Origin of the sequence: Methylosinus sp. R-45379 (assembly GCF_001644125.1) — a bacterium.
Taxonomy (GTDB): Bacteria; Pseudomonadota; Alphaproteobacteria; order Rhizobiales; family Beijerinckiaceae; genus Methylosinus.
Map to the genome: position 1 here is coordinate 13,710 of NZ_LUUM01000291.1, position 14,638 is coordinate 28,347.

The window sequence follows — 14,638 nt, forward strand, 5'->3', positions numbered from 1 at the left end:
CCGCCCGCAGCGTGGTGAGAGTGGAAGACGTCCATGGAACTCGTCAAATATGCGCTCAAGTTTCGGCTGACGTTCTACGTCCTGGCCATTTTGATGACGTTCCTCGGCGGCGCGGCGATCGTCTCGACGCCCAAGGACGTGTTCCCCAATGTCGACATCCCGGTCGTGACGGTCATCTGGTCCTACACTGGCCTCTCCACCGCCGAGATGGAGAGCCGCGTCACCACCTATGCCGAGCTCTCCACCTCCAACAACGTCAACGGCATTCGCAATATGGAGAGCCAGACGCTGCAAGGCGTCGCGGTCATCAAGATCTATTTCCAGCCGGATGTGAACATAGAGCTCGCCATCACGCAGGTCGTCTCGGCGATGAACTCCATTCGCGCCTTGATGCCGCCCGGCATCAATCCGCCGACTGTCGTGCGCTATTCGGCCTCGCAAGTGCCGGTCATTCAGCTCGCGCTCTCCAGCAAGAGCCTCAATGAGCAGCAGCTCTACGACATGGGCCTCTATCGCGTCCGCCAGCAGCTGACGACGACGCCCGGCGTCACTCTGCCGACGCCCTGGGGCGGCAAGCAGCGCCAGATCATGGTCGATCTCGACACGTCGACGCTGCAGGCGCGCGGCCTCACGCCGCTCGATGTCGTCAACGCCATCACCGCGGGCAATCTGGTGGTGCCCTCCGGCCTCGTGAAATTGGGCGATCTGCAATATGTCGTGCGCCTCAATTCGACGCCCGACGCGCTATCGACGCTCAACAGCATTCCGATCCGCGTGGCCGATGGCGCGCCGCTCTTGATCCGCGACGTGGCGCAAGTGCGCGACGGCAACCCGCCGCAGCAGAATATCGTGCGCGTCGACGGCTCGCGCGCCGTGCTGCTGACCATATTGAAGAACGGCAACGCCTCGACGCTCAATGTCGTCGAGAATGTGAAGGTCGGCATCGCCAAGCTGCGCGAGTCGATCCCCAAGGACACGACGATCGCCGAATTGTTCGACCAATCGGTTTTCGTCTCCAACGCAATATCGGACGTGCTGCACGAGGGCGTCATCGCCGCGGGTCTCACCGCGCTGATGATCCTTCTGTTCCTCGGCTCCTGGCGCTCCACGCTGATCGTCGTCATCTCCATTCCGCTGTCGATCCTCGCCTCGCTCGCCGCGCTCAGCGCGCTCGGACATACGATCAACATCATGACGCTCGGCGGCATGGCGCTCGCGGTTGGCATATTGGTGGACGACGCCACTGTCGCCATCGAGAATACCTATCGCCTGTTCGAAGAGGGCAAGGATTTCCGCTATGCGGTGGCGGAGGGCGCCGCCGGCATCGCCAAGCCGGCGCTGATCTCGACGCTCGCCATTTGCGCGGCCTTCGTCTCCGTGCTCTTCCTCACCGACGCCGCGCGCTTTCTCTTCGTGCCGCAGGCGCTGGCCGTCGTCTTCGCGATGCTGGCCTCCTATTTTCTGTCGCGAACGCTGGTGCCGATTTTGATGGACCAGCTGCTCATCCATGAGCATCACGCGGAGCGTGAGAGCGACGCGCGCCGCACCGGCTTCGCCGCTATTCTGACGCGCATTCAGCTCGGCTTCGAGCATGCCTTCGAGAAGCTGCGCGGCCAATATGCGCTGCTGCTGGTCGCGGTGCTGCGCCACAAGGGCCGCACGCTCGCCGCCGTCGCCGGCGTCTTCGCCTTCGGCGCCTTTCTGTTCGTCTCGGTCGGCGAGGATTATTATCCGCAGATCGACGCCGGACAGATGACCTTGCATGTGCGCGGCCGCTCCGGCCTGCGCATAGAGGAGACCGAGCGCCTGTTCCAAAAGGTGGAGGACGTCATTCGCGAGACGATCCCGCCGCATGATCTCGCTCTGATCCTCGACAATATCGGCCTGCCGCAGATCACCTATAATTACGCTTTCTCCGACGGCACAACGGTCGGCTATAATGACGGGCAGATCATGATCTCGCTCGCGCATGGCCATGCGCCGACGGCGGGCTACATGCGCAAGCTGCGCCAAGTCCTGCCGCAGCGCTTTCCGGATTCGATCTTCTATTTCCAGCCGGCCGACATCGTCACGCAGATTTTGAACTTCGGCCTTCCCGCGCCGATCGCGCTGCGCGTCGTCGGGCGCGATGCGCCCGGCAATAAGATCATCGTGCGCAAGCTCTTGGATCGCGTGACGCAAGTGCGCGGCGTCGTCGACGCGCATATTCACCAGATTCTCGACGCGCCGGAATTCTTCGTCGACATAGATCGCTGGAAGGGCCAGCAGCTCGGCGTCAGCGTCCAGCAGATCGCCAATAATGTGAATATCTCGCTGTCGTCCTCCTTCCAGGTGACGCCCAATTTCTGGGCCGATCCGGTGACGGGCATTCCCTATCAGGTCGCGGTGCAGACGCCGGAATATCGCATCGCCTCGCTCAACGCCTTCGCCAACACGCCGATCTCCGATCTGAGCGGCGCCGGCTCGGCGCAGGTCGATCTTCTGACCAATGTCGCGCAATGGAAGCGCGGCGTGGAGCAGAGCGTAGCCGATCATTCCAACACGCAGCCGACCTATGACGTCTACGCCAATATTCAGGATCGCGATCTCGGCGGCGTCGAGCGGGATTTGCGCAAGGCGATCGCGGAGATCGAGCCGGAGCTGAAGCCCGGCAACTACATTGTCATTCGCGGCCAGATCGACAGCAAAAATCAGGCTTTCGCGCGCATCGGCCTCGGCCTCGTCGCCTCCATGATCTTCGTCTATCTGCTGATGGTGGTGAACTTCCAGAGCTGGGGCGATCCTTTCGTCGTCATTCTGGCTCTGCCCATCGCCTTCTGCGGCATCGTCTTCGCGCTCTACGTCACCGGCACGACCTTCTCCATTCCGTCATTGATGGGCGCCATAATGTCGGTCGGCGTCGCTTCGGCCAATTCCATCCTGCTCGTCACTTTCGCGCGCGAGCATAGAGAGGCGACCGGCGTCTCCGCGGAAGAGGCGGCGATCGAGGCCGGGCTGACGCGAATTCGTCCGGTGATCATGACGGCGACGGCGATGTTCGTCGGCCTTCTGCCCATGTCGCTCGCGCTCGGCGAAGGCGCCGAGCAGAACGCCGCGCTCGCCCGCGCGGTGATGGGCGGCATTGCTTTCGGCACATGCTCGACTCTGCTTTTCGTGCCTTTCCTCTATTCGCTGCTGCGGCGCGGAGAGGTTCAGCCTCCGAGGGATTATCTATGACCGAGATGTCGCAGCCGCAGGGACGCGGATTCGCTTCGACCGGCGTCGGCGTGCATGAGGCGCCGCCGCCGCGTCTGCGCAAGCTCCCCTTCTTTCTTCTTCTCGCGCTTCTCGCTCTGGTGCTGCTCATCGGCCTGCGCCGTCATGCGGCGCAGGAGCATGACGCGCAGGCGTTTCAGCAGGAGCAGGCCAATGCGACGCTCAGCCTGCGCGCGACCAAGGTGACGAAAGTCGCCGGCCCCGTGCATATAGAATTGCCCGGCCAGACGCTCGCCTTCGAGCAGGCGCGCCTCTTCGCGCGCGCGACGGGCTATATCGCCGAGCGGCGCGTCGATATCGGCAGCAAGGTGAAGCAGGGCGATCTTCTCGTTCGCATTTCGGCGCCCGATCTCGACCAGCAATATGCGCAGGCGCAGGCGCAGCTCGCGCTCAACAAGGCGCAACTGCTGCAATCCAAGGCGCAGGTGGAGCAGACCAAGGCCAATCTCAACCTCGCCAAGCTCACCTACGGCCGCAGCTCGCAACTCGTCAAAAATAATTACGAGAGCAAGCAGAACAACGACATCAACGCTGCAAACGTCGAGACGCAGAACGCCAATCTGCAATCGGCGCAGGCGGGCGTCGAGGTCGCGCAGGCCAATATCGCCGCGGCGCAGGCCAATGTGGATCGGCTGAAGCAGCTCGTCGGCTTCAAGGACGTCACCGCGCCTTTCCGCGGCGTGGTGACGGCGCGCAACATAGAGGTGGGCGATCTCGTCAGCGCCGACGCCAATAGCGGCACGCCGCTCTTCTCCCTGGCGCGCGACGATATTCTGCGCGTGCAAGTGTCGGTGCCGCAATCGGAGGCGGCGGGTCTCGTCGATGGTCTCGAGTCCAAGGTCGAGGCGCCGGAGATGCCCGGCAAGACCTTCAAGGGCCGTATCGCGCGCAACGCCAATTCGCTCGCCGCCGCCTCGCGCACCCTGCTCACCGAGGTGGACGTGCCCAATCCCACCGGCGAGCTGCGGCCCGGAATGTTCGTGCGCGTCGTGCTCGATATTCCGCGCCCGCGGCCGCTGGTGAATATTCCGGCGCCGTCGATCCTCTTCGGCGCAGAGGGGCCGCGCGTCGCGGTGATCGGCAAGGACGATGTCGTGCGCCTCGCGAAGATCAACATCACGCGCGATTTCGGCACCAATGTCGATGTCGATCAAGGATTGACAGGCGACGAGACCATCGCGCTCGATCCGCCCGCCGATATTCGCGACGGCCGCAAGGTGACGATCCGCAAGTGAGCGATTCGGGCGCGAAACCCTCGCCTCTCGCCCGTCATTGCGAGCGAAGCGAAGCAATCCAGAGCCGTTGGGCGGCCCCTGGATTGCTTCGGCGCTGCGCTCCTCGCAATGACGGCCCTGTAGTTTAAAAAGAAGCGAAGCGCCGGCGGGCTCATTCAACGTCGAGCGGCGCCGTCCCCTTGGGCGCGCCATCGGCGCCGAGCGTGATCTTCTCTATGCGGGCCTCGGCCTCGCGCAGCAGCGTGTCGCAGCGCTTCTTCAGCGCCTCGCCGCGCTCATAGAGCTTCACCGAATCGTCGAGCGAGACGCTCGCCTTCTCGAGCTTGCCGACGATCTCCTCGAGCTCCTGTATCGCCTTCTCGAAGGGCAGGGCGTCTATATCGGCGTTGGCGTCGGACACGTGGGATTTCCTTCGGCGCGGCGGAGCTCATTTCCCCTCTCGTCGCGGAGAAGGGCGACGGGCGCCGCGCTCGAGCCGCCCGTCAGTCGCTCTCTACCACGAAATGCTGCGGGAAGGGCGTCGTGGCGTCGATTTGGCCCGCCGCGCCGGCCGCGCGGCGCAGATTGGGGCGCGCCAGCACGGGGCGCAGAATGGCCGGGATGACGGCGCGGTTGATATAGGCGCCGAAGCAAGTGTGCATGCCATAGCCCCAGAGGATGTAATTGCCCCAGGGACGATCGACGCGGAACTCGTTCGGCTTGTCGATCTGCAGCGGATCGAACATGGCCGAGAGATTGGAGGCGAGCACCATGGCCCCCTCCGGGATCTTACGGGCGCGGAAGGTGTTGGCGGCGATCACCGTCGAGCGGTTGGCGCGGCGGTAGATGACCGGATTGACCGGGTTGAAGCGCAGCGCCTCGAAGAGATAGGCGCCGAGCCGCGCCTCGTCGTCCGCCACCGCCGCGGCATGGGCTCCGGCGAGCGCTTCCGGCCGATCGAGCAATTGGTCGAGCGCCTGCACCGAGGCTTTGGAGATGGTCGGAATCGCGCCGATGACGAGGCCGATGAGATTGTTGCGAATGGCGAGATCGTCGAATTCCGGCGCGCCTTTCTGCAGCTCCAGCGCGCGGCCGAGCACATCGTCCTTCGTCTCGCCGCTGGCCTTGCGCGCGGCGATGGCGGCGTCGATCGCCTTGCGCAGCTCGTCGGCGGCCATCAGCGCCTTGGTCTCGATCGCCGGCTCGCCTTTGAGATCGACGAACAGCCACCAGAACAAGCTCGTCGCCCATTGGATGGCGTCGGTCTCGGCCTGGGCGGAGACGCCGAAATAGTCGGAGACGATCGCGGCCGGAACGCGCAGCGTCAGCTCCTGCGGCACGTCGATGCGCGTCGGAAAGGCGCTCGCATAGGCCTCGGCGCGCGCGCGGGCGAGCGGCGTCACCAGAGCCTCCACATCGTCGCGGCGCATGGCGAGCTTCATCAGCGAGGTGTCGTGCTGATATTGCGCCGTGTTCTGCATGCCGAGGAAGAAATTAGGGCCGCCGGTGATGGCGCGCATCTTCGGCTCGTAGACGACGGCGAAATCCTCCTCGCGGTCGAGCACCTCGATCACATCCGTGGCGCGCAAGACGAAGGCCGTGCCATTGTTCTCGTAGCTGGTGATCAGCTGCTTGCCGATTACGAAATTGGGCAGCACGGCGCGGAAGACCGCGAATATTTCGATCAGTGAGCTCGGCCGTGTGAGCGCGCCGACCAAACGTTCCTTCAGCGTTCCCTTGCCGGTGACGAGCGCGCGCGCCGTCACCGCGATCAGCGAGAAAAGGGCGACGACCGCGTCGATGAGCGTCAGCACAAAGGCGCGCAGCGCGGCGAAGATGTTCTTCAACAAGGTCATCGTCTTTTTCCCGCTGGGGTCCTCAGGTCGGATCAACCGTGCCCATGCCGATCATGCGCAGAGCGGTGAGGCTCGGCACGAAGAAATATTCGCCGCCGCGCGTCTCCACGAATTGCGGCAGACCTTCGGCGATATAAGGCGGCTTGCCCGAGTCCTGCTCCGACGGCACCACGAATTTCGCCTTGGGGCCGTTGCGGGCGTCGCCCTGCGAATGATTGCCGACGATGGGGCAGGTGTCATTGCCCGCATTGGCGTCGAGGCCATAATGAATCCATTGCTGCTGCACGAATTCGAACTGGCGGGCGAGGCTCGAGCAGACGACCAGCATCACAATGCCGTGATCGCCATCATCCGTCGCCTCCGGGCCGGAGGAGCCATAGGGCAGGCCGCGGCGAAGGATGCGGCGGCGATTATTGAGCACAGAGCCCGACGCCTGCTTCGGATCCGTCTGCACCCAAGGGTCGAGCGCGTCGCGCGTGTTCACGCGGCGCGTATGCGATGTCATCGGACATTGCTCGCCGTCGATATCCTTGCGATAGGTGAAGTCCACGAGCTCGCGCTCGCGCTCCGGCGAGTCGACCGGAAATTTCTCGTTGAAGGCCTGCCATTCGGCGTAGTCTTTCGCCTTCATCAGCGGCACGCCGTCCGACCAGCGGCCGGCCATTTTGGCGAGCAGAGTCTCGCGCGCTACATCCACCGGAATGCCGCGGAAGGCGGCGAATTTCTCCGCCTGCTCGCCGATGAACTTGCGCCAGGCGCCGACATTCTCATGCAGCTTGCGATAGGCCATGAACGTGCCGTTGCGGCTGAAGGCGAGCGGCATGGCGGAGCCCGGAATCTCCTGCGCCTCGTCTGGATAGCCGAGCAAGAACTCGCCCGCCGCCAGCGCGCGCCACACGCCATTGCCATCGACGGCGCCCTGGCCGATCGCGGCGTTCTGCAGCCTGTCGGCGGGATATTGCCCCTCGAACACAGGATCGCTGATGCCGTCGGAGAAGCCGAAATGCTCCTTGGGCGTCGGCTTGCCATTCGTGTCGAAGAGCGCCGTAATATCCTGATAGAGCGTCTGCTCCTTGCCGGGCGGATTATGGCCGGCGAGCACGCTCACGCCATTCTCTGCGGCGAGGGCGACGATCGCCTCCGTCGTCGCGTCGAGATCGGCGGCGCTCGCCGTATAATGCTGATTGAGCACGATGAGAATATGGACCGCGGCCTCCGGCGGCTTGCCCTTGTTCTGCCAGACGGTGTCCCATCCGTCTTGCCAGTGGTCGCCGCTGAAATCATCGCCCAGCATGCGCGCGCGGGCGGCCATGCCGTCGATGAACTCGTCGGGCAGGCCGCGCAGCGTGCGCGTCGGCACGCCGAGCATGAGCAGCCCATAGAAGGTGAAGGCGATATTGACGGCGATCGCCGGCGGCCGAACCGCATCGCTGGCGCTCGCGCCGGCCAGCGCCGTGGTGACGCGCGGCAGCAGCCTGGTCACGAAATGACGGCCATTGGCGGCGCGGCTCGTCTTCGAGTCGCCGCCGATGTTCAGCAGAATTGTGCGGCCTTTGAAATAGCCCTGCTTGGGATAGGCTTCGAGAATATTGCCCTGAATATCCGCGAGGTCGAGAACGACTGACATTTTCCGCCCCTAGATTCCGATTGCGCCCGGCTTTTGCGTCGGTCCTTCGACATCGCCCGGCTTGTTGGCGTCGATGAAAGCTTTGAAAGCGTCATAGAGGCGCTGCGCCGAAGCCGGATCCGAGCCGGCGGCGTCGAATTGCTGATCGATGGCGAAGCGCGTGAACTCGCGACGCAGATAGAGCGCCTTCAGCACATCCGGCAAAGTGGAGTCGGGCGCTGCGGGAAAGGGCTTCTTGCCGAAGTCGAGAATGTAGAGATAGATCGCCAGGCCCGCGGCGCCGACGCCGGCGCCGATCGCCAGCAGCGCGCCGATGAAGCCGTGCAGGAAATGCGGCAGCAGCCAGAAATAGACCAGCGCCGCGGCGACCGCGAAAATCGCCAGACCCCCGAGGCCCACCGTCTTCAGCGACACGTTCGGCAGCTTGTCCGCCGGCACGCCATGCGCCCAATAATCATGGAAGGGCATGGTCGTCTCGATCTGGCAGTCGGCGACATATTTGGCGAAGCTCGCCGCATCGCGCACGCGCGCCTCGAAGCCGAGGCAATATTTGAAGACTTTTCGCAGCTCGGCTTCCGATTGCGTCCACAGATCGCGAAGATAGGCGTCGCGCTCGGCGTCCGAGCCGGTCTTGGAGTCGAAATCGGCGGAGAAGAAGAGGAAGGGACAAGAGAGGTGATCCTGCGGCTGCGAGACCACCGGATTGAGCATGTCCTTGTATTTCTGGTCGATGGGCAGCTCGGGGCTGGCCGCGACCAGTAGCGTGTTGGGCTGCTCGCGACCATTATAGGCGACGTCGTCGATGACGACGAGACGCGCGAAATGATTGGTCGTGTTGGTCGCGAAAGGGCTCCTCTCGCCGCGCGGCATCAGCGACAAATGCTTGCGCAGCGCATGCACGGGCGAGGTCGGGACGCCATCCTCGACGATCGTCGTCGTGCTGACGGGAATGAGCGTCGTGAGGAAATAGGCTCCGCTATCGAAGGTCGGCATGACGGCCTCTTTGAAAACGTGAATTCTGTCTTGCGGACGGATGCGTCAGCGGGCGCTCGTCGCCAGCTCGCCGGCGAAGTGCAGATAGTCCTCGCGATTGATCTCGGCGTTTTCCGTATCATTGCTGGCGACCGGCGCGCGACCTTCATAGCCGAGGTCGTTCTGCACCGTGCTGAGATAGCGGACGAAGAGCGCGCGGAACTGCTCCGGCGTCGAGCCCTGCAGATTCGCCTCGAGCTTCAGCAACGCCTCGCGCACGCGCAGGGCGGCCGTCACATCGCGCTGCGCGGCGCCGGGAACGGAATTGTAATAGTAATTCGTGTCGATCTGATTGGCGCGAATGTAATTCTTGAACGGCGTGATCGGCACGGAATGCGGATATTTCGTGCTCGTGAACCAGAGCAGATCGAGGCCGTTGGGCAGGCCGTCGGCGAAGGCGTCGATATATTGGTCCCAGGTGCCGTTGAAATTGCTGCAGAACAGCAGATAGTCATTGGAGATCTGCTGCTTGCCCTGGCCGAGATCGGGCCATTGGTCGCGCTTGATGATGGCCCAGCGCGCGAAATGGATGAAGCGGAGTCCGAGAAGGCCGCCTAGGGAGGAAGGGATCGACCGCGAGATCATGAAGCTGAAGCGATTGAACCATGTCCGCCAGGGTTTCATCGGTGTAATGACGTTCATTCCATAGGCTTTGCCGGTGACGTTCGACATGATCGCGGGCCTCGAAAAAACTATTCCATTATTCCCGGCTACGGATAGCTGCATTCCGTTCAAAAGACAATATGGACGCTGGGCGCGGAGCGCTCCGACGCGCTCAAGAATGGTCGTTTATTTCCGCATGTCCCGCAATTCGAAGGATGTTCGGAAATTCGCCGCGCATCGCCCGCTCCACCTCGTCGACGGCGGCGTGCGTGGCGTCGACCGAGAGCTGCGGATCGACGCAGCAGTGGTAATTGACGACGAGCCCTTCGGCCGTCTCGCGCGCGCGAACGTCGTGGACATTCACCACTTTTCCGCCCCGCGCGGCGTGACGCGCGAGCGCATCGGCGATGGCGCGGCGCGTCTGCGGCTCGGCGTCCTGGCCGGCGAGCAGATGCGGCTCGGAAGGCTCTATATGCGTGTCGATCTCGATCGCCTCGCCGAACTCCTCGCGGATCGCCTGCTCGAGGTCCGAGGCGATCTGATGCGCGCGCCCATGCGACATGCCGCCGTCGAGCTCGAGATCCAGCGTGATCGAGAGGCGCTCGCCCACCGTCTGCGCGATGATATGATGCACCTGTATGCGGCGCCGGGCGGCGACCAGCAGAATGCGCTCGAGCACGGTCTCGTCGTCGAGCGCGATGGGGCGCGTGGCGAGGGTGATCTGCGCGCCGGGGACCGCATGGATGATGGCGGCGTTGGCGTCTTCCTTTATGCGCGCGGCGCGCTCCAGCGGCAGCGTCCGCGCGACGCCGATGACGGCCTCGCCCATCACCATGGGGCCGGCTGTGCGCAGGCGCAGGCTCTCCACCGCTATGACGCCGGGAGTGGCGCGCAGAATATCTTGTATCTGCGGCACCAGCTCCTGCGGCGCGGCGTCGAGCAGCGTCGCCACAGTGCGGCGGCCGAGCCTATAGCCGGCGATGGCGATGAAGACCGCGACGCCGAAAGCCGCGAGCGCGTCGCCCTGCGCAAAGCCGGCGCGCGTGGCCGCGAGGCCGACGATGACCAGCGCCGAGGAGACGAGATCGCTGGTGAAATGCAGCGCATCGGCGGCCAGCGCGTCGCTCTGCGTCTCCTCGGCGACGGCGCCGAGCCGCCGCGCGCGCGCGAAATCCACGACGATGGAGAGAAACAGCACGGCGAAGACGGGCCAGCCGGCGTCGATTTCGACATCCGTGTCGCCGAGCCGCTGCGCGGCCTGGCCGGCGACGACCAGCGCGAGGCCGAAGAGCAGCCCGGTCTCGATCAGCGCGGCGAGCGATTCGACCTTGCCATGGCCATAATGATGCTTCTCGTCCGCCGGCTTCTCGGCCTGGCGCACGGCGACATAGGTCAGCACTGTGGCGGCGACGTCGGCGGCCGAATGACCGGCCTCCGAGATCAGCGCCAGCGAGCCGGAGGCGAGGCCGGCCGCGAGCTTGGCGACCGTCAGCACGGCGCTGGCGGCGATGGAGGCTTTGGCGGCCGAGGCTTTGCGCGCGGCCGCGTCGGTCGAGATGTCGGCTGTGTCGGACATGGGCGGGATCGGTTGGTCGGCGCGCCCCCGCGCCGCGGGTCCCAGCCTTAACAACACAATGCGACAGGCGCAAATCTTCCGGCCTCTTTTCCGCCCGCCGGGCGCCGCTCGCCTCCACGCCGGATTTCCGCTAAGGGTAATAAGGAGGGGCGCGAGAAGGAGACGTGGAAGATGCGGCCGACGATGAGAAATGCGCTATTGGCCGCGGCCGGCGTCGCCGCCTGCGCCCTGGCGCAATTCGCATGGCCGCAGGCCGCGCAGGCGCAGGAGACGCGCGCCCAGGAGGTCGCGCCTTACGCGCGCGGCTCTTTCGAGGCCATCCGCAAGGCTCACGTCGGCCGTCCGCTCATCGTGCATTTCTGGTCTGTGACCTGCGTCATCTGCGTTTCGGAGCTCGCCGAATGGGGCAAGCTCGCCCGCGAGACGCCGGGTGTCGATTTCGTCTTCGTCAACGCCGATCCCGAGAGCGACCGGCGCCGCGCCTTGGCCCGCATGGAGAAGGCGGGGCTGAAGCAGGCCGTCAATTTCGCTTTCGCCGATCGTTTTGTCGAGCGGCTCTATTTCGAGGCCGATCGCCATTGGGAGGGCGAGCTGCCCTTCACCGCCTTCGTCGCCCCCAGTGGCGCGCTGGTGACGGAGATCGGCGCGCTGACCGATCTGAAGCTCGCGAGCTGGATCGACGGCAAGCGCTGAGGCGCCTCACTCCGCGAGCGGCTCGGTCCGTTCGCGCCGATTCCTCTCGCGCCATGCGAGCGCTTCGCTTTCCATCGCCTTCACAAAGGCGGCCTTCTCATCGGTATAATCGTGCGAATTGTCCGGGTGCAGCGCGCGGGCGCGGCGCTTCTCCCGCTCATAGGCGCGCGCCGCCTCTGGATGCGCGCGCAAATAATCGCGAAAGGCGAGGTGGCGCGCCACTCCCGGCGAATTCGCCGCGAAGAAATGCACATTGGCGAGGCGCCCACCGGCGGCGTCCGAGCAGGTGCAGAAGCGCCGACCTTCTATTCCGTAGTCGCCGTGCCATTCATAGCCGAGCGCCTCCACCTCGCTCCGCCGCGCATCGAGCTCGGCGAGATCGCTCACCACTTGGCTGTGAGGCCCGGCACGGAGGTCGAGCCGATATGATGAATGGCCTCGACCAGCGGGCCGAGAGTCTTCAGCCGCTCCGCATGCGCGGCGGCGAGCTGAGGCCAGCGCGGATCATAAGCGCTGAGAACGACTGGGAGCGGCGCGGGCATGGCGGTCGTCTCAGCGCGTCGCGCCCGGCGTCCACAGCACGTCGCCCCTGTCCTTGTTCGCATAGCGCGCGGCGACGAAGAGGAAATCCGAGAGGCGATTGACATAGCGCAGCGCCGTGGCGCCGACGGCCTCCTCCGGGGCGTTGGCGAGCGCCACCATTATGCGCTCGGCGCGGCGGCTCACCGTGCGGGCGAGATGGAGATGCGCGGCCGCCGCCGTTCCGCCCGGCAGCACGAAGGATTTGAGCGGCGCGAGGGTCGCGTTCAGCTCGTCGATCTCGCGCTCCAGCCGATCGACCTGCGATTGCACGATCGCGAGGCTGTTCTCCGACGCCGCCTCACCCGGCTTCAGCGGCGTCGCCAGCTCCGCGCCGAGGTCGAAGAGATCGCTCTGTATGCGCTCCAGCATGGCGTCGAGCGCGGCGTCCTCGCCCGTGGCGAGCCGCGCGAGGCCGATGGCCGCATTGGTCTCGTCCACCGCGCCATAGGCTTCGACGCGCAGATCGTCCTTGCGGCGACGCTCGCCGCCGACCAGGGAAGTGGCGCCGGCGTCCCCGCCGCGCGTGTAGATCTTGTCGAGGCGGACCATGTTAGGCGGCTCTTGCTCTAGTGACGAAAGGCGAGGATCGCCAGGATCAGCAGCAGAGCGCAAAATTGCAAGCCCACGCGCCAGCGCATGAGCTTTTGCGAGAGATTGCCGTCGCCGCCGCGCAGCACATTGCCGAGGCCGAGCAGCACGACAATGGCGACGACGGCGACCGCGCCCATGACGGCGATGTTGGACCAGCTGGACATCATGGGGGCCGCTCCTCCCAGAGGCGCTCGCTCTGTTACGGTTCAATGACTAATGGAGCGGGGGGCGATGGGCAAGCGGGGAGCGCGAGGCGGGGCGCGCCGGGGGATTTCGGCTCGGTGTCGGTCCGTTCCCGCTTCGATCTCGCATGTCACGGAATGATGAGAAAGGGCTGGCCCTTTTTGACCGTGTAGGCGATCAGATATTTCAGTGGTGAAGAGGCGTCTGGATTTCGGAAAATCATGTGCGGAACCTCGGCCTTGTCCTGATAGCTCTCCCCTGCCGCAAACCTCCTCGGCTCCTCGCCCGCGTACTGCGATTCCGCTACGCCCTCCAGTATGTAGTTGTGGGCGACCGAGGGATGGTGGTGAGCGGGTAATCCCACGCCCGCAGGATAGCTGGTGAGGACCAAGCGAAACTCTTCCCCCGCGCTGTTTTCATAGCGTTCGAGAGTCGTGCGGCTGATCCCGTCCGAAGAGACGATCGTATCGCTGAGCGTTTTCATTTGCGCGCTCAGCGGCTTGGTGGAAAACGCAAAGGCGGCGCCCAGCATCCCTCCTAGGAACAAGCGTCTCTTGATGTCCGCCTCGATTTTCGTGATCGCGATCTCGGATGCGTGCGAAAGCCTCATTTCGACTTCTCACCTCTGATGCGAACGGGGACATTCGACTTTTTGCGCGCGTGGAGCGCATGGAGTCGATCAGTTCGCTGCAACAGAACCCGCCGGGCCGCAAAGCGTCGCCCGGCGGCGCTTTTTTTGAAACGCCCTATTTGCAGATCTCGCCGGCATAGCGGACGAGGCCGACCAAATTTTCTGGATCACGCAAGTCGACGAGCCCGTAACTGTTGAACTGCCCTTTGTAGCCCTTCAACGTCCCACGGGTCACATTTTCCTGAATGTGGTAGGAAATCTCGATCATGAACCGACCGGGTTTTCCCGGCACGGCGGTAAGAACTGCCAGATCCTTGGTCTGAAAGGCGCCGCCGTCGTCTCGACCGAAATAATGCTCCATATCCATTTCGAGACCGGTCGGGGTTTGTCGTTGCGCGATGATCTTTCCAGCCGCCGTGTTCACGCTCCCGGTCAGCGCGGCGGAAATGATCATCGAATTGTCTCCTTCTGCAAAAAAATTCGGTATCGCTACGCCGCCGATCGTCATGCAGGCTTGGTTTCCTGCCTGGGCTTTTCCTGCCTGGGCTCCTGACGCGGCGGTCAGCGCGATCACAGCCGCGACGGCCGATCGGAATCGGATTTTCTCGAGCATGAGATTTTTCTCCTGATTGGTGCGGCTGGAACGCCGTGGCCATTCCGCAAATGGCGATCGGCGGTCGGGGCATTGCGCCCCGGCTGCTCTATAAATATAACGATCGGTATATCAGACATAGGATAACGATCGCTATCTTGTCAACGAGAAATATAGCGATCGTGATAAAAAGCCATCGAGGG

13 protein-coding genes and 1 pseudogene are annotated in these 14,638 nt (G+C 64.2%); 3 read left to right on the forward strand and 11 right to left on the reverse strand.

The features are described from left to right. Positions 1-33 precede the first annotated feature (33 nt). Both A1351_RS20520 and A1351_RS20525 read left to right on the forward strand, forming a co-directional pair. Positions 34-3,216: an efflux RND transporter permease subunit gene (locus tag A1351_RS20520; protein WP_064033788.1), complete on the forward strand. Its 3,183-nt coding sequence runs from the start codon at positions 34-36 to the stop codon at positions 3,214-3,216. After that, positions 3,213-4,490, forward strand: a complete 1,278-nt coding sequence (locus tag A1351_RS20525; RefSeq protein ID WP_083967435.1) for an efflux RND transporter periplasmic adaptor subunit — start codon at positions 3,213-3,215, stop codon at positions 4,488-4,490. Before A1351_RS20520 ends, A1351_RS20525 begins: the two co-directional genes overlap by 4 nt. 151 nt (positions 4,491-4,641) lie before the next feature. Here A1351_RS20525 and A1351_RS20530 read toward each other — a convergent pair whose 3' ends face one another. From A1351_RS20530 to A1351_RS20555, 6 genes are all read right to left on the reverse strand, one after another. Beyond that, positions 4,642-4,890, reverse strand: a complete 249-nt coding sequence (locus tag A1351_RS20530; protein WP_018266871.1) for an exodeoxyribonuclease VII small subunit — start codon at positions 4,888-4,890, stop codon at positions 4,642-4,644. Between the two features lie 82 nt (positions 4,891-4,972). After that, positions 4,973-6,325 (reverse strand): cytochrome P450, encoded by a 1,353-nt coding sequence (locus tag A1351_RS20535; RefSeq protein WP_064033789.1) that lies wholly within the window; start codon positions 6,323-6,325, stop codon positions 4,973-4,975. A 22-nt stretch (positions 6,326-6,347) separates the two neighbouring features. After that, the gene (locus tag A1351_RS20540; RefSeq protein ID WP_064033790.1) at positions 6,348-7,952 is read right to left on the reverse strand and encodes a hypothetical protein; all 1,605 of its coding nucleotides are present in this window, start codon (positions 7,950-7,952) and stop codon (positions 6,348-6,350) included. A 9-nt stretch (positions 7,953-7,961) separates the two neighbouring features. Continuing rightward, entirely contained in the window at positions 7,962-8,945 is a 984-nt protein-coding gene (locus A1351_RS20545; protein WP_051592628.1) for a hypothetical protein, read from the reverse strand. Between the two features lie 45 nt (positions 8,946-8,990). Continuing rightward, entirely contained in the window at positions 8,991-9,656 is a 666-nt protein-coding gene (locus A1351_RS20550; RefSeq protein ID WP_024878559.1) for a hypothetical protein, read from the reverse strand. Between the two features lie 103 nt (positions 9,657-9,759). Then, a complete protein-coding gene (locus A1351_RS20555) occupies positions 9,760-11,163 on the reverse strand; it encodes a cation diffusion facilitator family transporter (protein ID WP_024878560.1) in 1,404 nt (467 codons plus the stop codon). 171 nt (positions 11,164-11,334) lie between these two features. Between A1351_RS20555 and A1351_RS20560 the strand changes: the two genes are divergently transcribed. After that, positions 11,335-11,856: a thiol-disulfide isomerase gene (locus A1351_RS20560; protein WP_245267217.1), complete on the forward strand. Its 522-nt coding sequence runs from the start codon at positions 11,335-11,337 to the stop codon at positions 11,854-11,856. Positions 11,857-11,862: 6 nt separating this feature from the next. On the opposite strand, the pseudogene A1351_RS20565 reads toward A1351_RS20560, so the two are convergent. The 5 genes and pseudogenes from A1351_RS20565 to A1351_RS24950 all read right to left on the reverse strand — a co-directional run bounded on the left by A1351_RS20565 (position 11,863) and on the right by A1351_RS24950 (position 14,456). Beyond that, positions 11,863-12,503, reverse strand: a pseudogene (locus tag A1351_RS20565) (GrpB family protein). Next, positions 12,409-12,987, reverse strand: a complete 579-nt coding sequence (locus tag A1351_RS20570) for a cob(I)yrinic acid a,c-diamide adenosyltransferase (protein WP_024878562.1) — start codon at positions 12,985-12,987, stop codon at positions 12,409-12,411. Before A1351_RS20570 ends, A1351_RS20565 begins: the two are co-directional and overlap by 95 nt. A gap of 17 nt (positions 12,988-13,004) precedes the next feature. Then, a complete protein-coding gene (locus tag A1351_RS20575) occupies positions 13,005-13,196 on the reverse strand; it encodes a twin transmembrane helix small protein (RefSeq protein WP_018266862.1) in 192 nt (63 codons plus the stop codon). A 146-nt stretch (positions 13,197-13,342) separates the two neighbouring features. Further along, on the reverse strand, positions 13,343-13,822 hold the full coding sequence (locus tag A1351_RS20580) for a cupin domain-containing protein (RefSeq protein ID WP_024878564.1): 480 nt from the start codon (positions 13,820-13,822) through the stop codon (positions 13,343-13,345). Between the two features lie 136 nt (positions 13,823-13,958). Next, on the reverse strand, positions 13,959-14,456 hold the full coding sequence (locus A1351_RS24950) for a hypothetical protein (RefSeq protein ID WP_134187957.1): 498 nt from the start codon (positions 14,454-14,456) through the stop codon (positions 13,959-13,961). Between the last annotated feature and the right edge of the window lie 182 nt (positions 14,457-14,638).

Bases quoted from the DNA above. Each gene is read 5' to 3' on its own strand.
- A1351_RS20520 (WP_064033788.1), top strand. From the start codon at position 34: ATGGAACTCGTCAAATATGCGCTCAAGTTTCGGCTGACGTTCTACGTC.
- A1351_RS20525 (WP_083967435.1), top strand. From the start codon at position 3,213: ATGACCGAGATGTCGCAGCCGCAGGGACGCGGATTCGCTTCGACCGGC.
- A1351_RS20535 (WP_064033789.1), bottom strand. From the start codon at position 6,325: ATGACCTTGTTGAAGAACATCTTCGCCGCGCTGCGCGCCTTTGTGCTG.
- A1351_RS20540 (WP_064033790.1), bottom strand. From the start codon at position 7,952: ATGTCAGTCGTTCTCGACCTCGCGGATATTCAGGGCAATATTCTCGAA.
- A1351_RS20545 (WP_051592628.1), bottom strand. From the start codon at position 8,945: ATGCCGACCTTCGATAGCGGAGCCTATTTCCTCACGACGCTCATTCCC.
- A1351_RS20550 (WP_024878559.1), bottom strand. From the start codon at position 9,656: ATGTCGAACGTCACCGGCAAAGCCTATGGAATGAACGTCATTACACCG.
- A1351_RS20555 (WP_024878560.1), bottom strand. From the start codon at position 11,163: ATGTCCGACACAGCCGACATCTCGACCGACGCGGCCGCGCGCAAAGCC.
- A1351_RS20560 (WP_245267217.1), top strand. From the start codon at position 11,335: ATGCGGCCGACGATGAGAAATGCGCTATTGGCCGCGGCCGGCGTCGCC.
- A1351_RS20570 (WP_024878562.1), bottom strand. From the start codon at position 12,987: ATGGTCCGCCTCGACAAGATCTACACGCGCGGCGGGGACGCCGGCGCC.
- A1351_RS20575 (WP_018266862.1), bottom strand. From the start codon at position 13,196: ATGATGTCCAGCTGGTCCAACATCGCCGTCATGGGCGCGGTCGCCGTC.
- A1351_RS20580 (WP_024878564.1), bottom strand. From the start codon at position 13,822: ATGAGGCTTTCGCACGCATCCGAGATCGCGATCACGAAAATCGAGGCG.
- A1351_RS24950 (WP_134187957.1), bottom strand. From the start codon at position 14,456: ATGCTCGAGAAAATCCGATTCCGATCGGCCGTCGCGGCTGTGATCGCG.